Origin of the sequence: Microbispora bryophytorum, assembly GCF_043197435.1 — a bacterium.
In the GTDB taxonomy this organism is placed as follows: Bacteria; Actinomycetota; Actinomycetes; order Streptosporangiales; family Streptosporangiaceae; genus Microbispora; species Microbispora bryophytorum.
Window position 1 is genome coordinate 519,365 of record NZ_JBICTF010000004.1, and the last position, 21,660, is coordinate 541,024.

Below are 21,660 nucleotides of genomic sequence, written 5' to 3' on the forward strand. Positions count from 1 at the left end.
TGATGCGCATTCACTGCCGACGCAAGAGTACGAGACGCTCAGACAGTTGTACGTCGTGACGTTGACTGTTGGAAGCCCATCGAAGCCCCCGTCGCCGTAGCACGATATCCTTTTCGCGATCAAGTCCACACTGCTGAGCAAGCTCGGCAATCAATGTAGGAGTGTCTATATAAACCCCATAGGGAGCGCTGTCGCCGATCAGTAGTACGGCTGGGGCCCTTGAGGAAAGGGCATTGGCTAGATTGCGGAGCACTTGGGCGATCGCGGCGAAATATGCAGGAACGACGCGGTCATATTCTTTGCCCCGGGTACGGGCTAGACGCTCCTCGCGCAGTTGGCCGGTAAGTATTTCTATCTTTTCTGCGGTAGACCCAAAAGCTCGTAATTGTTGTGTAGCGGCAGCAGCTGCTCCCACGCTACTTTGTTGGGTCGTGGCCGTAATCATCCCTGAGCGCACATGGCCACACATCTCAGACCAATTGGTCGCGTCTCCCCAAAAGTACAATTCGAGGCGCGTTGCATCAGCGTAGTCAAAGTTGTTGAGATACGGAGGGGATGACACACAGCCATGTGCACCAGTAGTGGGAAGTTTGGCCCATGACTCGGAAATCCGGGCATCCCCGCACACTAGCTGGCTTGTATAGCGATTATCAGTTCGTGATGGTGCTTGATATTCATAGAAGCGATCTAGGTCCTCAGCCATCATTTGGGCCCTCTGCCGCAAACGATTGACAACATCTTTGTACTGTGGCTGTCGCTGGTTGGCTGGACGTTGATAGGGCCAACCAACGCGAGCTGATGCGACATCACGCAGCGTCGCTAGCAGTGCCCATTTTAGGTAAGAAGTCCAAACGCCGGCTTCGCCTGCACGAATCAAATCACGCAATGTGACAAGTTGTATTAATGTGTCCTTAGCGAAGCACTGCTGAACGAGGCTGGTCTCACGGTCGAGGTCTGGCGTGTCTTTTGTGCTGAGGATTTTGTTTCCTGCTTCGATCAGCCTTTCGCATGCAATTGTAAGACTGGCTCCCGCCGCAGGAGGCTCCTGAAGTTTCAGTTGCCCCAGTTCGGCAATGAGTGGGTGGGTCTCGATGCCGTAGAACGACAGCCCCAAACGCTGTGCAGCTGTACCGGTTACCGCAGATCCAGCGAAGGGGTCCACTACGATCCCTCGGTGGCTCAGGCTGAGGTGTTCCAAGAGCGTTGCAGCGTAATCCGACGCGAAACCCGCCGGATATCGGAACCATCGATCGAAGGGTTCAGTGCTACTGGTACCATGGCGGCGCCCTCGCCCACTTGATGGCTCGGTAGGGAGCACCCTAGGAGTTTTGTCCATATTTGATGGCGTTTCTTCCCGTCTGGGGTTAGTTGCAGGCGTCGGCATCTGCCTATTGCACCACGGTGATGGGGCGGAACACCACGGTGGCAACGGTGTGAGCTGGGTCACATCTTAAAGATCGCTTTTAGAGTCGGGCTCCGCGGCGTCATCCCTGGTCGATAGTAGTCGACTAGGTCGAGTTGGCTCGTGAGAGCCCGTGCTATGACAGCGTCGGCAGGCGCGTTGAGATCCGATAGCCATTGCACAGTCCGGTCACGTTGCCGATCGCACGCCCACGATGCCTCTGCTGCGAAGTAACATGTCGCCACATCCATGGCTTGAGCGAATTGATGCGCTTCGGTAAGGGATTGGAGAATCGTAAAAATAAACGTCAATGGGAATACAATGTGCTCGCGATCTCGATCTCCCCAGTGACTGGTTCGTACATGCTGAGCCATGTGGACTGCAATTTGAGAGGCGAGGGAGGGATGGTCAACGGCCCATGCCTGAAGTTTCCCCGTTGGAACCCATGCCACATGGTCGATATAGAGCCCCGCATCGGAAGAATAGGCTTGCGCATACTCCATAAGAGCTTTTAGATCGGTGTGGTCTTTAGTCGTATTTTCGAGTAGGCGTCGTATCCGTTGTGCCGGCGGATCTTCCTGTAGCAGGAATACGTTGGTGAGCGCTTCTCGCATCTCGGGCATGCTCGTGACTCGATCGCTCAGGTCATTTTCCGTGCACGCCTTTACGAACATTCTCCAGTGCAACGCAGGGCCCTCGGGGAGTAGCGGATGCCCCGAGGACGGCATTTTTTTGGTTAGGAACCAGGCGGCAACACGGCCGAGGGAATATATGTCGGCAGCGGCCGAGGCATTCTGAGCGTCGTTCGCGAGTTCGGGCGCGTCAAACCCAGGAGTTCCAGCGCTAGCGCCGGTGCGGGTCAGTCGTGCTGAGTTACTACCATAGGCACGCCGTACCATACCCCAGTCCGCGAGCACCCATTGATGTTGATGAGTGACTTCGTTCGCTAATGCAAGAATGTTCATAGGCGAGATGTCGCGATGTACAAGGTCTTGCTCATGTGCGGCCTCGAGAGCCCAGGAAAGGTCGTTGATGATAGATGCTAGGTCGTCTTCATTCAAACCGTCTCGGAGGTCTCTCAATGTGCCTTTGGCGACCGGCATGGTGTACCAGCGAAGTCCGGGATCAAAATCGATAATTGACATAATGTGTGGATGTGGCGAGAGTAGGAGTTGGACTTCGATCTCGCGCTGAATCCGAGCTCGAGCGTTCTTGTTCGGTCTGGCTCTCTTAAGTGCCACTTGATCGCCAGTTATGCGATGTTCTGCAAGAAATACCTGCGAGAACGTTCCTTCCCCTAAAGGGATTCGGTTAAGCTTGTACAGTTCATTCGGCTTAACGGGAGACTTACCTGGTATGCGGCCAACGCGAGTCTCGGTGCCTAGTCCTGGCTGTAGATGTTGGTGCGCAAGCGCTGCTGAGGGAACAACGTCTTTGAGGGCGGTTATACCGTGTTGCGATGTAGCGGCGTTCCGAGTGAAGGCGAAGCTGTGAGCCGTGTCGGTGCCTCGCTGATTCGGGTCTGGTAGGCCGCGAGCGCGAAGTCGACGACGCAGCTCTATATACAGAGTGCCCAAGGTAAGCGGGTCGTCTTTGTCTGGAATGCCAGTTCGGATTAAATCCACTAGCTCGGACGTAAAGGAGGTGCATGCGTCGGTCTGCTTTTCCGGGGGTGGAACATGCGCGGCGAGGTCACTCGCTGTTAGAGTATATGTGCCAGCGATTTCGGTGGCATCGGCTACTACAGTAGCCTGATTGGCGAGTGTTCTAATTGCGCGGCCGGAGTAGCAGCAGTCCAGGATGACCATTTTGACGCGTGCTGGGCTATCTATGAGTGCCGAGCGAATGCGACTATACTCCACCCCGGTCAGGTCGGGATCGTCGGCATCGGTGTCTGTAACTGATAGGCATAGTTCGCTGTAAGGGGTTAGGGTTCCGTGGCCGACGTAATATAGCAGCAGGACGTCTCGAGTTTCTTGTGTCAATTGCCGTATCTGCTTCGCGACGGTTCGACTGTCGGACGGATCAGATAGAATAGTAACCCGATCTGCTGGCCATCCGCATAGATGCGGAGAAGTGACCACACCTCTTAGTTGTTGGAGACTGTTAGCTGCAGCGACTATCTTGGGTAGTCGTTCGTCCCGATAGGTGGATACTCCGATCAGGATTGCTCTTGAGTCCTGCCATGCCACCGGATCAGGTCTCATCTTTTTTGGTGTTTTCCTGTTTTAGGACTTCCTGTAGCAGTGGTAGCGCATTATCTACCCGTTTGGCCTCAAGTGTCACCGTGCCAGCTTCGGTAGTAACGGTCAGGTTCACATCGGCTTTCCGGTTCGTCAGCCATACAGTGAGCGCCCGGGTCAGCACGACGCCCATGCCACCCGAACCGAGCGCAACGGTGAGCAGTTCAACAGCCCCACCAAGCTCGTCCGGCGAGGGGGGACGGCTAACCGCCCGCACCAATCCCTGCAGTTCGCGTTGGCTTTGCAGCCATGCGAGCAGTGAAGACAGGTCGCTGACCGCGTCGTCACTGGTGATCCGTAGTACTGCTTGCACATCTAGCTCCGTCACTCGGGCGTACTCCAGCAGCACGCGAAGTCGAAGGTCTACGCCACGCCCTGGCGAGTCCTTCTAGGAGGGCTATCCTCCCTCAAATTTATCGGTGGCGAGAGCCTCTGTATCAGTAAAGGTGTGCGAAGGGCCATGAATGACGAGCGCGCCAGCCACATCGTCCTTGCTCTTCTATTGCGGGCATCGGTTGCACAGGCCGGAAGTAGCTGAGGCCGTAAGGGTCGCCGGCTTCGTCGCCCGAGGTACAGGCTGGGGCGATCGCTAGGGCAGCCCTCCTCCGTCGCGCCTTGTAACTAGATGCTGAGGCTGAGCGAGGCTGCGACGATCGCTCGCTTCGCCCATCGCCGCGATCGGGGCGATCGACTCCGAGACCCTTCGGTCGGGCCTCGCCGCCGGATGACTAGGGTTTAGGCGACACAGCGCTGACGGCAGCGACCCACACGCCTATGCATCCGGCCTACGATCACACACATGCTGCCGCGCGGCTTCCGTTCCTCGGGCCTGGCGGCCCTGCGGTACGGGTCCACTTGCCATCGAAGCACGAGGGCTGAGCACCGATCTTGCTAACGGGAATGCTAACGATGGCTGCGGATGACTTTGGACGGCGGTGGACTGGCTGCCCCTATACCTCCTTTCCTAACAGGCAATCTCGAGCAGGATGGACGGCTGTGGACGATCAGGTTCTCGCTCGTAATGAAGGGGTCTCCAGCGATCCCCGGTCTACCTCTACAGCGGGTGAGGCTCTTCAGGCTCAGTCGCTGGGAGTCGATCCCAGAAAGTGGTCACGATGACGAGCGCCGCTGCGGCCAGGAGGTGCCATCGGATCATCTTGGTCGCGTACGCGAGGTATTCGGCGCCCGCGACGATGAGAACCGTCACGAACCCCTCGACGGCGGCGAGGAGGAGGAGCGCACCGATCCCCCACGCGACCCGGTGTCGCGTTGGCCTGCCATGACGCCGCCGGCCAGCGCGGCCAAGGCGATGAGCACGATAAGCACACCGTCCACGTCGGCCTTGCAGGCCCACGCCCCGGGGCGCTTCCACAGCAGTTCCACCGACGGTGCGTAGGCGAACCAGCCGAAGGAGGTGGACTCACCGATCGGCAGAAAGAGCCGGCCGACCGTCCACGCAGCCGCCACGATGGCCGCCGCCCAGAGCACGATTCCCTTCCGCGCCGGAGGCAGGGGCGAACGTGCCGCCACAAGCAGCGCGACGATGGCCACGGCGTAGCAGACGATCGACGGCCAAGGCTCATCGACGGGAAGGGGCCGGTCGGTGAGGGGGTGGGTACCGGACGGGAGGGAGATCGCGAGCAGCCTGAACGCGAGGACGGCACAGACCGCCGCGCTTCCGAGGAGCGTGGTCCGGCGCGGGGCGCACACCAGGAGACCGGCCAGGACCACCGGCAGCAGGAGTTCGCCCCACGACAGCAGCTGCCACCACGGGCTCGTCGTCATGACGAAGGGAGCGACGGAGTCGGCTCCCCAGCAGATCCCGACGTTCAGCGCTGCCGCGCTGATCCTGGAGGTCTTCAGGATGACCGACCCGGAGGCGGCCAGGACCGCCCCGAAGCGGAGTGCCTCTACAGAGAGGCGCGTCTCCGCATGAGATGCCTGCGTCACGACGGCCTCTCCGTTCCCCCGCTTCCTGGTAGATCGACTCGGGCGACAGTAGCGGACGAAGGTCGTGATCCCGCAAGGGCGATGACAGCAGCGCTGACAGCAACGTCCCCGCACACGGGCTCACTTCGGCTACCGCCCACCACCTTCTGACCAGGGTCTCCGCTACCTGAGCAGGGTGATTGGTCCGCCTGAAAAGCGGAAGGTCACCTTCCTTGCTGCTTCTTGTGTTTGAACCTGGCGGCCCTGCGGTCTGGGGCTGTGGCACCGGACAGCGAAAGCGACTCGTTGCAACGGCTGCCAAGCCATCCTTAGCCCCAGGGACCAGGATCGGCTGGAGCGCCAAGAACTGTGATCTTGTTCCGTGAGTGTTCCGCGAGAGCACGTAAGACAGTGATAAACCGCCGCAGGTACGAGAAGCGTATGCCCTGGTCAAAGGCCCGTTCGGGTAGTCGGCCCAGGTGGGCCAAGAGCACCCCGCAGAACACCCAGATCTACGAGGGCACCAACCAGATCCAGCGCGTCGTCATGGTCCGCCAGCTCCTCAAGTAGCCCCTGAGCAGCGAGAACCCCGCCTGCCGTACTGGTGGAGGGACAGGCGGGGTTCGCCGGCGTCAGGCGGCCTCGAGTTCCATGATCCAGAGTGGCGAACGAGTGGGTCGAGCGAAGACCCGGCGCCATCCTCCGGCCGTGAACAGGGCGTCGTACTCGTGCAGGTGTCGTTCCCGGCCCCCGTCGGTGACGGACAGCATGTTCATGTCCGCCACAGCGCCGAAGTCCGGCGTGCCGACCTCGCCGAGCACGAGTTCGAAGACGAGGGCACGCGCTCCGGGCCGGGCGGCGGCACGGCAGTTGCGAAGAAGGCGAACGCATGCTTCGTCGTCCCAGTCATGCAGGATCCACTTCAGCAGGTACAGGTCCGCTGCGGGGACCTCTTCGAAGAAGTCGCCCTGCACCGCACTGAAGCGGTCGGAAAGGCCGAGTTCCTCGGCGGCACGGGCAGCCGCGACGGTCACCTCCGGCCTGTCCAGGACGATGCCGTGCAGAGCGGGGCTGGCCTGCATCAGCCCGAGCACGAGCCGGCCGTTGGCGCCGCCCACGTCGACGGCCGACGAGACACCCGAGAGGTCGAGCATGCTCGCCGCCTCGGCGGCCACGATCTCCGACATGCTCGACCCGCTGGAGGCGAAGGCGTCGCCCTCCTCGGGATGCTGGGCGAAGTAGGTGAACTGGTCCATGCCCAGCGCCTTGTATACCTGAGTTCTGCCCTCGCGCACGGCTTCGGGAAGGTGCGCCCAGCTCACCCAGGTCGAGTAACCCGCGAGGTGGAGGGTGGTGTCGCGCAGTGAACCGGGGACCCCCTCGCGCAGCAGTTCTCCCATCGGGGTGGGGGCGAACCTGCCGTCGCCTTCGTAGGCGAGCAGCCCGATGGAGGCGCACGCCCGCATCAGGCGGTAGGTCGTGGCCGGATGGGTGGATGCCCGTTCGGCGACTTCATCGGCTGTACGTGCCCCGGCGGCGATATGGTCCATGATCGACAGAGTTGCCGCCGTCCGGACGATCTGCGCCACCCCGTGGCCGGTGATCATTTGGAGCAGCCTGCCGAAGTCGCGCTCCCGCTCAAGGGCCGCGTCCTCGTGTCCTGGCGCTGTCTCTGGTGTTTCCCTCATGGTGCTCCGTACGTCATCTCGTTGGTGCCGGGACAGGCATCCGCTTCCGTCGCGACCTGAATGACCGTCTTTCCTGGCGTGCGGCGGTGGCGGGCGAACGCGGAGGCCGTTTCGGAATGCGGGTGGATCGGGGACGGCGCGCTCTGCTCGTCGTCGGAGCGCCTCACACCGTTCGCCGCGTGGCCTCGGGTGATGTCCGGTCAGCTCGGCCAGGGCGAGCCGAGGATGCGCTCGACGGTCGTCGTGCGCTGGAAGCCGGGGATGAAGTGCTCGAGCACGTCGGAGTTCACGGTGCCGTTCGTGGTTTCCGGACGGTCCTTGAGCCCGTCGACGTAGGCTCGCAGAAACTCGTTCTTGAAGTCCCCCCGTGGGTGGGCTGCGAGGATTTCGCCCAGCCGATCGTGTTCCAGTCCGTCCAGGCCGAAGCCGATCACGTCGGTCAGGACGCCGAGGTACGTGGTCGCGATTTCGGGGGCCATCCGGTCGGGGATCCCCGGCGTGGTGTGCAGCGCGACCGCCGTCCAGACGGTGTCGGCGGCGGTCGTCGAGAAACCCCGCTCCAGGAGGAACCTGCGCGCGTGATCGGCACTGTCCACTTCGAAGCGCTGCTCGACGTCGGAGAAGGGAGTCAGGAGGCCGGTGTCGTGGAACATGGCCGCCAAATAGAGCAGTTCCCGATCCGGCTCCACACCGAGCGTGTGTGCGTGAATCAGGCCGAAGAAGAAGACCCGCCGGGAGTGATGGTAGATGAGGGGGCTGGTCGTCTCCTGGATGAGCCTGGTCGCTTCGGCGACCGCCGCTGTCTCAGGAATCTCCAACCCCGCGATGACCTCTGGCATGACCCTGACCTTCCAGGATTTATGTCGGACTATGGACCGTATGTCCGACTTCCATGCTCCCCGCCGGTCGGCGTGCGGTGCCGCCTTCGTCTGGCCAGGAATCCCCTATATCCGGACAGGGCGCGCCCGTGATCTGCGATAACGATGTGCTACCAATGAACGGTGTCAATGCCTTCCGCATCGCCGATCCGACAGCGGTCAGTGCCGGCGGCACCGGGCCCGTCACCGCACGGCTCCGGCTCCGGAGGGGCCGGAGTGGCGGACGCTACCCCTCATGGCGTCGCGATCCTCGTCTACGACGGAGTGACGTTGCTGGACGTCGCAGGTCCCGCGGAGGTGTTCAAGGAGGCGAACCGCTTCGGCGCCGACTACCGGATCGTGTTGCTGTCGCCGACCGGTGCCGACGTCACGTCGAACCTCGGGGTCCGGATCGCGGTGGACGGCGCGGTCTCCTCGGAGCCGGCTTTCGGCACGTTGGTGGTGGCCGGGTCCGATCTCTATCCGCGCACCCGTGTCCCCGCCGACCTGGCGGACGCCGCGCGGACACCGGCGGCAATGGCCGGCCGGGTCGCGTCGATCTGCACCGGGGCGTTCGTCCTCGCCGCCGCCGGCCTCCTTGACGGCAAGCGCGCGACCACGCACTGGAAGGTCGCGCACGAGCTCGCCGCCCGGTGTCCGACGTGCCGTGTCGAGCCCGACGCGATCTACGTTCGTGACGGCGCCATGTACACGTCGGCAGGGGTGACGGCCGGCATCGACCTGGCGCTCGCCCTCGTCGAGGAGGACCACGGGCCCGGCCTCGCGCGCGACGTCGCCCGCGCCTTGGTGGTGTACATGCAGCGTGCGGGCGGCCAGTCCCAGTTCTCGGCGCCGCTGCAAGGACCGCCGCCCCGCTCGTCGGCTCTGCGTAAGATCACCGACTTGGTGACGGCGGACCCCTGCGGGAACCACTCTCTCGGTGAACTCGCGAAACATCTCAACGTGAGCACCCGGCATCTCACCCGGCTTTTCCGCGACGAGCTGTCCACGACACCGGCCCGCTACGTGGAGAACATCCGATTCGACATGGCCAGGGCGCTGCTCGACCAAGGACACACCGCGACGCAGGCCGCGGCCCTCGCCGGGTTCCCCAGTTACGAAAGCATGCGACGGGTTTTCGCCAGGAAGCTGTCGATCAGCCCCGCCGCCTACCAACGCCGGTTCGGCACGACCCGCCGCGCCGAGGCGGGTCAGGTCGTGTCCGGCAGAGCCTAGACGCTGGCCGGGTAGCGCCGCCGTATCGCTCGGTGACGACGGCCCCGGGCTGGTGGCCCATCCCTCTGGACAGCCGTGCGAGGTGACGGTGACAGGGCGATCGCCCCGCCCGTAAGCCCGGCCTTCACCGAATGGTTCGAAGCAGAAGGATTCGGGGCAAATGTGATCCCAATGTCATAAAGATCCGCGATCGTGGAGGGGTGCGAACGTGGCTCGGTGATCAGATGAGGAAACGGCTGGGCACGTTGAATCTGATCGGGCCCTCCATCGCGCAGTGCACCCTGGGCGCCGCGCTGGCCTGGATCGTCGCCGTTCACCTGCTCGGCCACGCTCACCCCCTCTTCGCGCCCATCTCCGTGACGATCTGTGTCGGCATAGGGTTCGGCCGGCGGCTGCGCAGGCTGGCCGAGCTGGTGATCGGCGTCAGCGTGGGCGTGGGCGTCGGCGACCTGCTGGTGTCCTGGATCGGCTCGGGCGCCTGGCAGCTCGCGCTCGTGATCGCGCTGGCGATGACCGTCGCGTGGCTGTTGAACAGCAGCGAGCTGTTCGTGTCGCAGGCCGGGTCGTCCGCGGTGCTGGTCGCCATGCTGGTGCCGGGCGAGGACGGCGGTGGGCTGGACCGGATGGCCGACGCGCTCACCGGCGGCATCGTCGGCATCCTCGCGGTCGCCCTGCTGCCTGCCAGCCCGCTCACCATCGCGGGAAAACACCTGTCCGGCGTGCTGGACGCCTTCTCCACCGTGCTGGAACAGGCGGCGGAGGCGATCGAAAAGGGCGATGCGGACCTGGCCGCCGAGGCACTGGAGTGCGGTCGCAGGACTCAGACGGCGGTCGAGGAGTTCGCGGCGGCGCTGGAGAACAGCAAGGAGATCATCAGGATCTCGCCGCTGCGCTGGCATCACCGGGCCAGACTGGCCAGGTACACGACCGCGGCCCTACCGGTGGATCTGGCGCTGCGCAACGCACGCGTTCTGGTCCGCCGCACGCTCGCGGCGATGGGGGAGTCCAGCCCGCCGCCGGTCGCCCTGGCCGAGTTGCTGCGCGAAGTCTCGGAGGCGGCGCTGCTGCTCCAGCTCGAACTGGGGGCCGGACGGGAACCGATGCTGGCCCGGCAGGCGTTGCTCGCCGTTGCCGCGCGTGAGCGGCCCAAGAACCTGGGCTTCTCGGCGAACGTCATCATCGCGCAGCTGCGCTCCATCGCCGTCGACCTGCTCGAGGCGACCGGCATGGATCACGACGTGGCATCGGCCGCGCTGACCCCGCTGGACGAGCTGAGCGACGAGAGCATGCACGGCTGAGGTCGAACGCCCCGGGTGTTGCCCCCTGTCGGGTCGGACGACCGCGGTGGTCAGGGCGGGCAGGCGTCGCGGCAGCCGCCGAAGCGCTCGGCGTCCGGCCGGACGAAGCGGGTTTCCTGTGTGCCGCGCAGCGCTTCGGTCATCGCCTTCTTCCAGATCAGGCCGGGCACCGACGTGCCGTCCACCCGCGAATAGCGGCGGCCGCCGATGGTGACGTCCACCAGTGGGTGCCGCAGCGGATCACGGGAGTCGCCGAGGCTGACGGCCGAGGCCAGGCCGGGGGTGTAACCGGCGAACCAGGCGGTGCGGAAGGCGTCGCCCTCGCCGGGCATGCCGGCCGCCTCGCGGCCGACGCCCTTGAGCGAACTCTTCGCCAGCACGTCCGCCAGCACTCCGGTGGCCGCGTCGGCGACTGTCGGGTCCACGGCCTGCTCGCAGTGCTCTGGGAAGGGGCGCCCGGCGCCCGAGCCGTCGCGGATCTCCGTGATCACTCGCGGCTCGCAGAAGCGGCCGCGGGCGGCGAGGGTCGCGTAAGAATTGGCCACCGAGACGGGTTCGGCCTTGTTGGGCCCCAGTGTGAACGTCTCTATCTCCTGGAGCGGCTTCCCGTCGGCGCTCCTGAGCCCGAGCCGCTGGGCCATCTGGACGGTCTCGCACAGGCCCACCTTCTCCTGCAGTTGCATGAAGAAGGTGTTCACCGCGTCCCGGGTGCCCGACCGCAGGGTGACGAACCGGGCTCCGACCTTCTTCCGGTTGTGCAGGGTGGCATGCATATCGCCGACGGCCCGGCCCGCGCAGTCTCTGAACGCGGTGAAGCGCTGGGCGCGGTACTCGTCCGAGACGACGAAGCCGTCGTCGTACCGGAGACCGGCGGCGAGCGCGGCGGCCAGAGCGTAGGGCATCGCCGTCGTGCCCTGCTGGAGACCTGGCCCATCGGCAGGATCACGGCTGGTGACCATGGCCTTGACGGCCCCTTCGCCTGGAACGATCACGACCTGCGTGGCGATCTGCGGGTCGTCGCGGTGGACGTAGGCGTCGACGGCCTGTTGCGCCGTGCGCTGGAGCCGCTGGTCGATCGTCGTCTGGATCGTCAGGCCGTCACGGGTGAGCAGTTGCGGGTCCTCGGCGACAAGCTGCTTGCTGACGTACCGGCAGAGGTAGGGGTATCCGCTGTGCGTGCAGTCGCCGGAAAACTCCTCGATGACGGCGCCCTCGGCATCCAGCAGCACGCTTTTCCGGGCCGCTGGGGAAGCGGAGGCGGCGGCGACGGAAACCGAGGCCACAGGCTCCTTGTCGCCATTGCCGCCCGCCGGGCTTCGTAATAACACGAAAACCGCGACCACCGCACCCAGCGTGGCGACGCCCAGGAAACCCAGAAATGCCTTCATCGTCGCCCTTCGGTCGCATTAGGCCGCGTTTCCGCCATGCTCCGATTGCCTCACCGGCCCGAAACGTTCACCCCATGATGCAGTCCCGGAATCACACCGGCAAATTCCGCACCCATTTCTCGACGGAGTGATTTCGCTGATGACGGCCACAGGCCGCGCTGTCATCCCCGAGGGACATGCCGTTAATACGTTTTCCGCCCCGCCGATGAACGAACCGATGGACGTCGGAAGCGTTCGCCCCCCGGCGGACACCGGCCTGTCGCACACCGGGTCGTCGGTCGGGCGAGTCGGGCGGGGCGTCGGGGCGTTCGTCCCCGATACATCGCCGCGTGTAGCCGTCGTGTACCCGGCGTTCCACGGCGGTTCCTAGCGTGGTGGGCGACCCGCCTGCCCGACCGGGGATGAGGACGTCCGTGGCCTATCTCTTCGCCTTCTGCCGGCTGCTCACGGGCATCGTCTTCCTCATGTCCGCGGTGAGCAAGCTGCGCGGGCGGGCGGCGTACGAGGAGTTCACGGTGGCCACTCGCGCCCTCACGCGGCTGCCGGCCCGGCCCGTCGCGGCGCTCGTCGTCGCCGCCGAGGTCGCCGTCGCGCCGCTGCTGGCCTGGCCGCCCACCACGCTCGCCGGCTTCTGCGTCGCGCTCGGGCTGCTGGCGGCGTTCAGCGTGGCCGTCGTCGTCACGCTGCGGCGAGGCAGGCGGGTCCCCTGCCGCTGCTTCGGCGCCTCCACCGTTCCGGTGGGCCCGGGCCATCTCGCGCGCAACGCCGTGCTCATCGTGGCAGCGGCGGCCGGAGCGGTGCACGCCGGGACCGGAGCCGTCCCCGCGGACCTTGGGGCCGCCGGGCTTGCCGGGGCCGCCCTGGCGGCCGGAGCCGCGGCGGTCCTGCTGTCCGCGATCGGCGAGATCGCCGGTCTGTTCACCAGTTCACCCTGACGGAGGTAGTCCTTCATGCCGTTCCTGACAGCGCTCGTCCTGGGCGTCGGCGTCCTGTGCCTGATCGACCTGGTGCTGACGGTCGGCGTGATCCGGCGGTTGCGGGCGCATGAGGAGATGCTGTCGGCGAGGCCGGCGGTGTCCCCGTCGATCGTGCTCCCCGCGGGGGCGAAGATCGGCGGCTTCTCCGCGGTGAGCACCGACGGCGTCCACGTCTCCGGCGAGACGCTGACCGAACCGGTCCTCGTCGGCGTCTTCTCGCCCGACTGCCCGGCCTGCCACGACCGCCTGCCGCAGTTCGCCGAGCGCGCGCGATCCTTCCCCGGAGGACGCGGCAACGTGCTCGCCGTGCTCGTCGGCGCGGAGGAGGAGGTGGCGGACGAGCGGCGGATGCTGGAGCCGGTCGCCCTGGTGCTGATCGAGGAGTACGGCACCGGCCTGACGAAGGCGTTGCAGGTGAAAGGCTTCCCGTCCCTGGCGCTGGTCGACGAGCACGGGAAGGTCGTCGCCAGCGGGAGCACGATCGAGGACCTCGACAAGATTCCCGCACACGCGTGAAGGCGCGGGTGCGCGGCATCGCCGGAGCGCGGGCAGTGGTCGTCGCTCTCGGCATGGCCTGGCGGGCGAGCAGGAGGCTCACCATCGCCTTCGCCGTCCTCAGCATGCTCATGGCCGTCCTGCCGGTGACGATCGCCTGGTGCACCAAGCTGGTCCTCGATGAGATCGCCGGAGGCCGGCCCGGCGCCGGTGTGACGGCGGTGCTGGGCGGCGTGCTCGCCGGGTGCGGGGTCCTGACGGCGCTCGGGCCGCAGATCGTCCAGTACGTCAAAGACGAGAGCGGGCGCAGGATCGGGCTCGTCGCGCAGGACGGCCTCTTCAGGGCCACCGAGCGGTTCGTCGGCCTCGCCAGATTCGAGGACCCCGCGTTCCTCGACCGGATCCGCATGGCTCAGCAGTACGGCGGAGCGACCCCGGGCATGGTGGTCTCCGCCGCCCTGGGCGCGGCCAGGACGGCGATGACCGGTGCCGGGTTCCTCGTCTCCCTCGCGACGATAAGCCCGTGGATGGCCGCCCTCGTGGTCGGCGCCGCGGTGCCGTCTCTGGCCGCGGAGCTCTGGCTGTCGCGGCGGCGTGCCGCGATGCTGTGGGGCATCGGCCCGGTCGAGCGCCGCGAGTTCTTCTTCGGTGAGCTTCTCGTCAACGTCCAGGCGGCCAAGGAGCTGCGCCTGTTCGGCATCGGAGCGCATCTGCGCGGGCTCATGAACGCCCAGCGGCGCGCCGCGAACGCCCAGCGGAGCCGCACCGACCGGCGCGAGCTGGGGGTGCAGGCCGTGACCGCGACGACGGCCGCGCTGGCGGCCGGGGCCGGCCTGCTGTGGGTTCTCGTGTCCGCGGCCAACGGCATGGGCGCGATCGGCGACGTGGCGCTGTTCGTGGCCGCCGTCGCCGGAGTCCAGGCCGCGGCGAGCGGTCTCGTGGTCGAACTCGTCACCGCGCACCAGCAGGTGCTGCTGTTCGGCCACTACCTCGCCGTCCTGGACGCCGAGCCGGACCTGCCGGTCGCGGCCCGGCCACGGCGGGCCGGTCCGCTGCGCCGGGGGATCGAGCTGAAGGACGTGTGGTTCCGCTACTCGCCGGGACATCCCTGGGCCCTGCGCGGCGTCAGCCTGACCATTCCGTACGGCAGCGCGGTGGCGCTCGCCGGGAGGAACGGCGCGGGCAAGAGTACGGTGGTCAAGCTCCTGTGCCGGATGTACGACCCGGAACGCGGCTCGGTCCTCTGGGACGGGATCGATCTCAAAGAGCTGGACCCGGCGGAGCTTCGCGCCCGGATCGGGGCGGTGTTCCAGGACTACATGGAGTACGACATGACCGCGGCCGAGAACATCGGCCTGGGCGACCTCGCCGCCATGGACGACCGGGGGAGGATCGAGGCGGCGGCGCGGCGGGCGGGCGTGCACGGCGTCGTGAGCGGTCTGCCCCGGGGGTACGACACCATGCTGTCGCGTATCTTCGCCGGTCTCGGGGAGCCGGGTCTTGGGGAGCCGGGTCTTGGGGAGTCCGGTGCCGGGGAGGCCGCTGACACGGAGGCCGGTCTCGCGGGGGCCGGTCTCGAAGAGGACGGCGGCGGCGTGGGCGTACACCTGTCGGGCGGGCAGTGGCAGCGGCTCGCCCTCGCCCGCGCCTACCTGCGGGGCGAGCGGGACCTGCTGATCCTGGACGAGCCCAGCTCGGGCCTGGACGCCGAGGCGGAGCACGAGATCCACCAGGGCCTGCGGGCGCACCGCCACGGTCGCACGAGCCTGCTGATCAGCCATCGGCTCGGCGCCGTACGCGACGCGGACCACATCGTGGTCCTCGACGGCGGGCAGGTCGCCGAGCAGGGCACGCACACCGGGCTGCTCGCGCACGACGGGATCTACGCGCACCTGTTCGCCCTGCAGGCGGAGGGATACCGGCAGCGGGGGGACCGGAACGCCGACACCCCGCGCGACCGGTTCTCGGAGGCACGATGACAGCCGTCCTGCTCGTCCTGCTCGCGTCGGCGCTCGGGGCCGGGGGCGGCGTCGTGGCGGCCGGCCGGACGTTGCGCGTCGTCGAGGTGCACGGGGAGAGCATGGAGCCCGGCCTGTGGTCCGGTGACCGGGTTCTCGTGCGCAGAGTGCGGCCCCGCAGGCCTGGCTTGTTCGTCCGGCGGGTCCGGCGCGGGGACATCGTGGTGATCTCCCGCGTGGGCCCGGGGGAGGGCGTCGCGCTCGACGGCGGCACGAACCTGGTGATCAAGCGGGCCGCGGCCGTCGCCGGGGACCCGATCCCTCCGGGATTCGAGGCGTTGGGGGAGACCCGCGTGCCGCCGGGGCGGCTGCTCGTCCTCGGGGACAACCCGTCGCGCAGCACCGACTCGCGGCAGTGGGGGCTCCTTCCGGAAAGCAGGATCACGGGTGTCGTGCTCCGGCGGTTGAACGCGTGAACCAGGCCGAGCCGATACAGGAAGTCGTGTATCGGAGCGGTACGTCCGTGATCGACGCCGCTCCTAATGTCGGTCATCGAAAAGGAGCATTTTCAGAAGGAGGAGCCGAATGACACGGACGATGCAGCGACTGGCGGACCGGATGGTCGCCCGGCTGGTCCCGGCCACCCGCGCGGAGGCGGTCAACTGCTGGTATGAGTACTCGGGCACCTGCGTTCGCCGCTACTGCTGCACCGGCTCGGGCGTCCCCAGTGGCTACTGCACTCCATGGCAGTACACCTGCTGAACGGGTACGGCGGAGCGTCCTTTGCGCGAATTTCCCTCGCGCAAAGGGCGCTCCGCTCTCGCTTCGCCGGCCTACGCGAATTCCGCCGAATTCCCGCTCTCGTTCTTTCCGGCGGTTCTTGCGATCTCCATGGCGTACAGGCGGGTGAGGTCGTTCATCCGATAGTGGTCCGGGGCCATCGACTTCATCAGGCGGAGATCGGCAAGCCTGCCGAGCGCCGCCCACGCCGTGCGCCGGTCGCATCCGAGGAGCCCCGCCGCGGTCGCCGACCCGCAGTCGGCCGTTCCCCGCTCGCCGAGGCGGTGGAACAGGGCCAGTGCGCTGCCGTCCGCCGTTCCCCCGCACTGCCGCAGGGCCTGGTAGTCGAGGTCGAGGGCGCTCCGCACGGAAAGGTCGCCGCAGGTCAGGAGGTCGAGCCGGTGCTCCTCGCCGGCCAGCATGTCGGCGAAGGCCGCCAGCGTCCACTCCCGTCTGACCGCCAGTCGCTTGCCCGCGATCCGCAACGCGAGCGGCAGGTTGTCGCAGAGCCGGGCCACTCTTCTCACCTGCTCGGGGTCGACCCGGTCCCGGCCGCAGACCCGGACCAGTAGTTCGTACGCTGTGTCGTCCGTCAGGGGAGCGAGCGACAGATGGTCGACGTCGTCGAGCGCCGCGAGCACCCGCCGGCTGGTGATGACGAACCGGCAGTCCGGGCAGGCGCAGAGCAGAGAACGCAGTTGCCCCTCGTCGGTCACGTTGTCGAGGAGGACGAGCACGCGCCTGCCGGTCGTCGCGGCCCTGAACTGGAGCACCGCGTCGTCGAGGTCCGGAGCGATCCGGTCACCCGCCGGCCCCAGCAGGCTCAGCAGCCGCGCCAGCGTCTCGTACGCGCCGGGCCGGGGAAGGGACCGCAGATCGACGTGGAGCACGCCGCCGGGGAAGTCCGGCGCCGCCATCCGGATGGCATGCAGGGCCAGGGCCGACTTGCCCGCCCCCGCCGGACCGTGGACGGCGACGGGCCGCGGGGGAGAGGCGGCGATCGCGGCCATGATCTGATTCAGCTCCAGATCCCGGCCCAGGAGACATCCGGAACCCGCGACCAATGGCGGCTCCGCTCTCGCCACAGGCACCGGCACCGGCACCGGCACCGGATCAGACACCGGGTGGGGCGGGCCCGGGGCGGGGAGCCGGGGAACGGCGCAGAGCGCCGGGTCCCGATTGAGGATGCTCCGGTGCAGCTCGGCCAGCTCCGGCCCGGGCTCGACGCCCAGCTCCTCCGCCAGGAACGTGCGCGCCTGCCCGTAGGCGGACAGCGCGGCCGCGGAGTCGCCGGTGCGATACAGCGCGACCATGAGGCTGCTCCACAGCCGCTCCCTGGTGGGATGGGCGGCCACCGTCTCACGGAGCTCCGGCACCGCGTCGGCGTGCTCGCCCAGCATGAGGCGGGCCTCGGCCTGCACTTCCAGGGCCAGGCAGCGCTGCTCGGCGAGCGCGTCCAGGCGCGGGCCGAGCGCCGCCGACCTGGGCACGTCCTCGGCTGGTGCGCCTCGCCACCGGGCGAGGGCCGCCGACAGATGCCGCAGCGCCGCCTCCGGCCGTCCGGCGGCCAGCGCCTTCCTGCCCTGCCGCAGGGCGTCGGCGAACTCGGTCACGTCAAGCTCGCCGGAGTGCGCGGTGAGGACGTAGCCGGGCGGCCGGGCCGCCAGCCGGTCGCCTTCGCCGAGCGTGCCCCGCAGCCGGTTGACGTAGGTGCGGATGTTGGCGACGGCGGAGTGGGGCGGCTCCTCGTCCCACACGGCCATGACCAGCCGGTCGATCGACACGACCCGGTTGGGTTCGAGCAGCAGCGCGGTCAGCAGGGCGCGCTGCTTGGGCGAGCCGAGCGGGACCGGCCTGCCGTTCTTCCTGACTTCGATCGGGCCCAGCAACCCGAACCGGAGGCTCAATCCATCCTCCGGAAGCCCGAGGGTGCTGACGTACGCGTCCAACCGCATGATCGGTACACGAAGGATCTCCATAAGTGTCGGAATCCCACGAAGATCCCTGTCCGCCATGAAGCATCACAAGGTCGGCGGGCGTCCGGAACAGTTCCGGACCGCGCCTACCGGAGCGAGTGCGTGATTAGGGGCAGACCAGGCGGGAACCGGCTACCCATGACAGGTATCGGCTGGCGGAGATCATCGAGTGGCGCAACGGCCTGCCGAGCCGTGGTGCTGGCGGTGGACGTCCTACCGCCGCACGACAGGAATATCTGAAAGAAGCGGCGGCGCGGCGATCGCCTGGGACCCGATGGTGACCGCGCCGGCCACCCAGCGGCCGTTCTGGGAGCCGGCACCGATCACGGCTACCACGCCCACACGTACGGCTGGCTGGTCGGCGAAGTCGTCCGCCGGGTGACCGGCCGAAGTATCAGCAGGTTCCTCGCCGAGGAGATCGCGGCGCCGCTCGGCCTGGACCTGTGGATCGGACTGCCGCAATCCGAGCGGCGCCGGGTCAGCCGGATCGTCTCCGCCCCGATCGACCTCGGCGCGTTGGCCGGATCGACCTGGACGCCCTGCCCGAGCCCGCGCGCGAGGTGATGCGGGCCTACGCCGATCCCATGTCGCTGACGACGCGGACGATGACCGCCGTCACGCCGATGCCGAACCACGACGACCCCGCCGAGCAGCTCGCCACCGAGGAAGATCAGTAGATCCTACGGGCGGGCGAACCAGCCATGGCCCGTCATCCCCGTCCCGGCCCGCCCGAAGGCGCGTTGCCGCGGTTGCGGATGCGCGTGGCCGCGGCCTCCGGATCGCGCACCTGGACGACGACGTACGACAGAGGCCCCTCACGCAAGGTGATCTCCAATGCGGGCAGACGCTGGCCGGTCAGCCAGTACGACATACCGTCGGGAGCCATGTAGGTGCCTGCCGTCAGCCCCGGAAAGAAGACGGCGCCGTATCGTAGGCCAGGCGCTTGGACCCCTCCCGGCAGGACGACGGACACACTTGTGATGGCCTCCGAGGGAAGGCGAATGTTCCAGCGCAGCGAGAGGATTTTGAATACGCTGCGCGGGCTTATCAGAATCTCTCGTTCCGAGACGGAGATCTCCGCCAGGTCGCCCGTCTTCGCGAGAGTCACTCCGTGAAGGACCACTCCCAGAATCACCGCAAGCGGCAACATGACCTGCAGGAGATCCGAAAACATTCAGCCCCCTCGCTTTCCCGGACAAGTTTTCCGCCGGTGCCGCCGGAAACAATCATGCTAGACGATTCTGGTTTCGGCGGCTCTGCGGACTCCGCGGTGGCGGGCTGACCGGGCCCGGCCTGACCGGTTCCGCTTCCGCCAGAGCCTGGTCGCATTCTTCACCCCGCGAGGTTGGCGCCGATGGGGGACAGGTAGAGGACCAGTGCGGCCGTCATCGCCGCGTCGAAGCTCCACAGGCCCATGAGCGCGAAATCGCGTCATGCAACAGCAGTCCGGAAAACAGCGGCACGACCTGTGCCCGCCTCGGCAGGAAGAGCGCCACGCCGATGAGGACCTCCAGGACGATCGAGCCCCACGTGATGAGAGCGACCAGCAGAGAAACGTCGGTCATTACGTCGATTACGGGTCGCAGCAGTTCCGGTGCGCCGAAAGCGACGTTTCGGAACCAGTAGAAGATGGCGGTTCGTCCACCAATTCCCGCACCCCGAGCTTGGCGATTCCCGCGTGCAGATAGATCACCATCACTTGCACCCTGATGAGGAAGAACGCTGTGACCGCGACGAGTCGCCGGGTCTCGGAGTCGAGGATTTTCGAGAGGGCCGTGAATGTGTACCCACCGGTCGATGGACCTGTTGTCCATCGACCGGGTTACCGCTTCGGTCTCGGACTGTCGTGACCTCGGGTGCCGCGGCTCGTCTCCGGCCGGGAGGTCACTTCTTGCAGATGTTCTGCGTGGCGGTGCGGGCGGAGGGGGTCGCCTGCGGCGTGGGCGTGGCCGGCGTGGCGGAGCCTTCCGGCGCGGCCACCGTCACCTTCTTCACGTCGTGGTTCTTCTGGCCCACGACGACCTCAATGCCGGTCACGTCCGGTTGCTCGCGCAACTCCGCCCCCGGGATGGCGGCAGCCACCGTACGCGCCGAGTCCTCGCGGCCGGGCGGGTAGCGGACGACCGTGGTGGTGAAGTCGCGGCGGGCCGTGTCGCCCGGGGGCGACGGCACCATGAACCCGGCCTCGACGAGGCGGGCCTTCGTGGTCGCGCCTAGGCCGGTGATGAGCGTGCCGTTGAGCACCTTGACCGAGATGCGGGCCGGGGGGATCGTGAGCGCGGTCGGAGAGGCCGTCGTGGAAGGCGCCGTGCTCGCCGACACCGTGCTCGCCGAGGCCGTGCTCGCCGACGCCGTGGGACTGCCCGTGGGAGACGCGGAGGCCTTCGCCGACGGCTTGACGAGGGGCTGGTCGGCGTCGATCCGCTTGAACAGGTCGCGCGCGGCGTCCTTGTCCCACAGCACCGCCGACTCGCCCGTGGGCGCGTGGTAGTTCACGTCGGCCAGCGGCACGGTCGCGAACGAGACGTCGTCGGTCGAGACGTCCTTGAACTGGTTCACCATGCCGAGCAGGTTCTTCTGCAGGGCGGCGTCCACGGTGAGCGTCTTGAAGGTGGAGTCGAGGAACCCCTTCAGCCTGACCGGGTTGGCCAGCGTGCCGCCGCTGAGCGCCTTGCCCAGCAGCGCGGAGATGACCTGCTGCTGCCGGTCGATGCGGTCGAGGTCGGAGCGCGCCGTGGCCCTCGTACGGGCGTACGCGAGCGCGTTGACACCGTCCAGCGTGTACGTCCCCGGCTGGAGGTCCAGCTTGGTCTTCGGGTCGTCGATGGGCACCGGGGTGCAGACGGTGACACCGCCCAGCGACTCCACCACGTCGATGAATCCGAGCACGTTGACCTCGACGTAGTGGTTGATGCTCAGGCCCGTCACCTGCTCCACCGTCTTCACGGCCAACTTCGCGCCGCCGAACTGGTAGGCAGAGTTGATCTTGTGCTCGCCCTTGCCGGGGATCGTCGTCCAGGTGTCCCTGGGCAGGCTGACCACGGTCACCCTGCGGTGGTCCTCCGACAGGTGCATCACCATCATCGTGTCCGTGCGCTGCCCGACGTCACGACCGAGGTGGAGCTGGTTCTGCTGGCGCCTGGTCAGGTTGTCGCGCTTGTCTACGCCCACGAGCAGGATGTTCATCGCGCCCGTGGATTCGGCCTCACTCGTGCCCGCGTCCACCGCCTGGATCTGCCCCGCCGCGTAGTTCGACGTCACCCACGCGACGCCCGAGCCGATCAGCACGACTCCGGACAGCGAGCCCGAAATAACCAAGGAACGGAGGTTCGTCCTCCGCCGGCGGGCGCGTTGCGCCGTCAGCCTCACCCCGCCGTACCCGTCGCCCCCTACACGGACGCCGGAGTCCTCCCCATCGTCGCCGGGCATTCCC

At 66.9% G+C, this 21,660-nt stretch carries 20 protein-coding genes; 9 read left to right on the forward strand and 11 right to left on the reverse strand.

Going from position 1 to position 21,660, the window contains the following annotated elements:
- Positions 1 to 10 precede the first annotated feature (10 nt).
- From ACGFIB_RS15910 to ACGFIB_RS15925, 4 genes are all read right to left on the reverse strand, one after another.
- Positions 11 to 1,384 carry a DNA methyltransferase gene (locus ACGFIB_RS15910; RefSeq protein WP_393372232.1) on the reverse strand — a complete coding sequence of 458 codons (1,374 nt, stop codon included), beginning with the start codon at positions 1,382 to 1,384 and terminating at the stop codon, positions 11 to 13.
- A 59-nt stretch (positions 1,385 to 1,443) separates the two neighbouring features.
- Complete coding sequence (locus ACGFIB_RS15915) at positions 1,444 to 3,609, reverse strand: caspase, EACC1-associated type (protein ID WP_393372234.1); 2,166 nt, start codon at positions 3,607 to 3,609, stop codon at positions 1,444 to 1,446.
- On the reverse strand, positions 3,599 to 3,994 hold the full coding sequence (locus ACGFIB_RS15920) for an effector-associated constant component EACC1 (RefSeq protein ID WP_393372237.1): 396 nt from the start codon (positions 3,992 to 3,994) through the stop codon (positions 3,599 to 3,601). Before ACGFIB_RS15920 ends, ACGFIB_RS15915 begins: the two co-directional genes overlap by 11 nt.
- A gap of 854 nt (positions 3,995 to 4,848) precedes the next feature.
- Complete coding sequence (locus ACGFIB_RS15925) at positions 4,849 to 5,595, reverse strand: hypothetical protein (protein WP_393372239.1); 747 nt, start codon at positions 5,593 to 5,595, stop codon at positions 4,849 to 4,851.
- 420 nt (positions 5,596 to 6,015) lie between these two features.
- Between ACGFIB_RS15925 and ACGFIB_RS15930 the strand changes: the two genes are divergently transcribed.
- Positions 6,016 to 6,144: a hypothetical protein gene (locus tag ACGFIB_RS15930; RefSeq protein WP_393372242.1), complete on the forward strand. Its 129-nt coding sequence runs from the start codon at positions 6,016 to 6,018 to the stop codon at positions 6,142 to 6,144.
- Positions 6,145 to 6,206: 62 nt separating this feature from the next.
- Here the strand turns inward: ACGFIB_RS15930 and ACGFIB_RS15935 are convergent, their stop codons facing one another.
- Entirely contained in the window at positions 6,207 to 7,262 is a 1,056-nt protein-coding gene (locus tag ACGFIB_RS15935) for a methyltransferase (protein WP_393372246.1), read from the reverse strand.
- A gap of 200 nt (positions 7,263 to 7,462) precedes the next feature.
- Entirely contained in the window at positions 7,463 to 8,101 is a 639-nt protein-coding gene (locus ACGFIB_RS15940; RefSeq protein WP_357288107.1) for an HD domain-containing protein, read from the reverse strand.
- A gap of 255 nt (positions 8,102 to 8,356) precedes the next feature.
- Between ACGFIB_RS15940 and ACGFIB_RS15945 the strand changes: the two genes are divergently transcribed.
- Both ACGFIB_RS15945 and ACGFIB_RS15950 read left to right on the forward strand, forming a co-directional pair.
- The gene (locus ACGFIB_RS15945) at positions 8,357 to 9,355 is read left to right on the forward strand and encodes a GlxA family transcriptional regulator (protein WP_142569402.1); all 999 of its coding nucleotides are present in this window, start codon (positions 8,357 to 8,359) and stop codon (positions 9,353 to 9,355) included.
- 224 nt (positions 9,356 to 9,579) lie between these two features.
- Positions 9,580 to 10,653: an FUSC family protein gene (locus ACGFIB_RS15950; protein ID WP_393372251.1), complete on the forward strand. Its 1,074-nt coding sequence runs from the start codon at positions 9,580 to 9,582 to the stop codon at positions 10,651 to 10,653.
- Positions 10,654 to 10,703: 50 nt separating this feature from the next.
- On the opposite strand, the gene ACGFIB_RS15955 is transcribed toward ACGFIB_RS15950, so the two are convergent.
- Positions 10,704 to 12,041 (reverse strand): penicillin-binding transpeptidase domain-containing protein, encoded by a 1,338-nt coding sequence (locus ACGFIB_RS15955; RefSeq protein ID WP_393372254.1) that lies wholly within the window; start codon positions 12,039 to 12,041, stop codon positions 10,704 to 10,706.
- A 413-nt stretch (positions 12,042 to 12,454) separates the two neighbouring features.
- Here ACGFIB_RS15955 and ACGFIB_RS15960 point away from each other — a divergent pair, with 413 nt between their 5' ends.
- The 5 genes from ACGFIB_RS15960 to ACGFIB_RS15980 all read left to right on the forward strand — a co-directional run bounded on the left by ACGFIB_RS15960 (position 12,455) and on the right by ACGFIB_RS15980 (position 16,233).
- Positions 12,455 to 12,976, forward strand: coding sequence for a MauE/DoxX family redox-associated membrane protein (locus ACGFIB_RS15960; protein ID WP_393372257.1), 522 nt, complete (start codon positions 12,455 to 12,457; stop codon positions 12,974 to 12,976).
- 15 nt (positions 12,977 to 12,991) lie between these two features.
- Complete coding sequence (locus tag ACGFIB_RS15965) at positions 12,992 to 13,534, forward strand: TlpA family protein disulfide reductase (RefSeq protein ID WP_393372260.1); 543 nt, start codon at positions 12,992 to 12,994, stop codon at positions 13,532 to 13,534.
- Complete coding sequence (locus tag ACGFIB_RS15970) at positions 13,531 to 15,492, forward strand: ABC transporter ATP-binding protein (RefSeq protein ID WP_393372263.1); 1,962 nt, start codon at positions 13,531 to 13,533, stop codon at positions 15,490 to 15,492. The genes ACGFIB_RS15965 and ACGFIB_RS15970 overlap by 4 nt, the downstream gene beginning before the upstream one ends.
- Positions 15,489 to 15,947, forward strand: a complete 459-nt coding sequence (locus tag ACGFIB_RS15975) for a S26 family signal peptidase (protein WP_393372266.1) — start codon at positions 15,489 to 15,491, stop codon at positions 15,945 to 15,947. The genes ACGFIB_RS15970 and ACGFIB_RS15975 overlap by 4 nt, the downstream gene beginning before the upstream one ends.
- 109 nt (positions 15,948 to 16,056) lie before the next feature.
- Positions 16,057 to 16,233 carry a hypothetical protein gene (locus ACGFIB_RS15980; protein WP_167748167.1) on the forward strand — a complete coding sequence of 59 codons (177 nt, stop codon included), beginning with the start codon at positions 16,057 to 16,059 and terminating at the stop codon, positions 16,231 to 16,233.
- A 71-nt stretch (positions 16,234 to 16,304) separates the two neighbouring features.
- Here ACGFIB_RS15980 and ACGFIB_RS15985 read toward each other — a convergent pair whose 3' ends face one another.
- Positions 16,305 to 18,206, reverse strand: coding sequence for an AfsR/SARP family transcriptional regulator (locus ACGFIB_RS15985; protein WP_393372270.1), 1,902 nt, complete (start codon positions 18,204 to 18,206; stop codon positions 16,305 to 16,307).
- 375 nt (positions 18,207 to 18,581) lie between these two features.
- Between ACGFIB_RS15985 and ACGFIB_RS15990 the strand changes: the two genes are divergently transcribed.
- Entirely contained in the window at positions 18,582 to 18,791 is a 210-nt protein-coding gene (locus ACGFIB_RS15990; RefSeq protein WP_393372806.1) for a serine hydrolase, read from the forward strand.
- A 145-nt stretch (positions 18,792 to 18,936) separates the two neighbouring features.
- Here the strand turns inward: ACGFIB_RS15990 and ACGFIB_RS15995 are convergent, their stop codons facing one another.
- The 3 genes from ACGFIB_RS15995 to ACGFIB_RS16005 all read right to left on the reverse strand — a co-directional run bounded on the left by ACGFIB_RS15995 (position 18,937) and on the right by ACGFIB_RS16005 (position 21,545).
- On the reverse strand, positions 18,937 to 19,401 hold the full coding sequence (locus ACGFIB_RS15995; RefSeq protein WP_357239184.1) for a hypothetical protein: 465 nt from the start codon (positions 19,399 to 19,401) through the stop codon (positions 18,937 to 18,939).
- A gap of 211 nt (positions 19,402 to 19,612) precedes the next feature.
- Positions 19,613 to 19,792 carry a hypothetical protein gene (locus tag ACGFIB_RS16000; RefSeq protein WP_357239187.1) on the reverse strand — a complete coding sequence of 60 codons (180 nt, stop codon included), beginning with the start codon at positions 19,790 to 19,792 and terminating at the stop codon, positions 19,613 to 19,615.
- A gap of 319 nt (positions 19,793 to 20,111) precedes the next feature.
- Complete coding sequence (locus ACGFIB_RS16005) at positions 20,112 to 21,545, reverse strand: LCP family protein (protein ID WP_393372274.1); 1,434 nt, start codon at positions 21,543 to 21,545, stop codon at positions 20,112 to 20,114.
- Positions 21,546 to 21,660: the final 115 nt, after the last annotated feature.

Bases quoted from the DNA above. Each gene is read 5' to 3' on its own strand.
- ACGFIB_RS15910 (WP_393372232.1), bottom strand. From the start codon at position 1,384: ATGCCGACGCCTGCAACTAACCCCAGACGGGAAGAAACGCCATCAAAT.
- ACGFIB_RS15915 (WP_393372234.1), bottom strand. From the start codon at position 3,609: ATGAGACCTGATCCGGTGGCATGGCAGGACTCAAGAGCAATCCTGATC.
- ACGFIB_RS15930 (WP_393372242.1), top strand. From the start codon at position 6,016: ATGCCCTGGTCAAAGGCCCGTTCGGGTAGTCGGCCCAGGTGGGCCAAG.
- ACGFIB_RS15935 (WP_393372246.1), bottom strand. From the start codon at position 7,262: ATGAGGGAAACACCAGAGACAGCGCCAGGACACGAGGACGCGGCCCTT.
- ACGFIB_RS15940 (WP_357288107.1), bottom strand. From the start codon at position 8,101: ATGCCAGAGGTCATCGCGGGGTTGGAGATTCCTGAGACAGCGGCGGTC.
- ACGFIB_RS15950 (WP_393372251.1), top strand. From the start codon at position 9,580: ATGAGGAAACGGCTGGGCACGTTGAATCTGATCGGGCCCTCCATCGCG.
- ACGFIB_RS15955 (WP_393372254.1), bottom strand. From the start codon at position 12,041: ATGAAGGCATTTCTGGGTTTCCTGGGCGTCGCCACGCTGGGTGCGGTG.
- ACGFIB_RS15965 (WP_393372260.1), top strand. From the start codon at position 12,992: ATGCCGTTCCTGACAGCGCTCGTCCTGGGCGTCGGCGTCCTGTGCCTG.
- ACGFIB_RS15975 (WP_393372266.1), top strand. From the start codon at position 15,489: ATGACAGCCGTCCTGCTCGTCCTGCTCGCGTCGGCGCTCGGGGCCGGG.
- ACGFIB_RS15980 (WP_167748167.1), top strand. From the start codon at position 16,057: ATGACACGGACGATGCAGCGACTGGCGGACCGGATGGTCGCCCGGCTG.
- ACGFIB_RS15985 (WP_393372270.1), bottom strand. From the start codon at position 18,206: ATGCGGTTGGACGCGTACGTCAGCACCCTCGGGCTTCCGGAGGATGGA.
- ACGFIB_RS15995 (WP_357239184.1), bottom strand. From the start codon at position 19,401: ATGTTTTCGGATCTCCTGCAGGTCATGTTGCCGCTTGCGGTGATTCTG.
- ACGFIB_RS16000 (WP_357239187.1), bottom strand. From the start codon at position 19,792: ATGACCGACGTTTCTCTGCTGGTCGCTCTCATCACGTGGGGCTCGATC.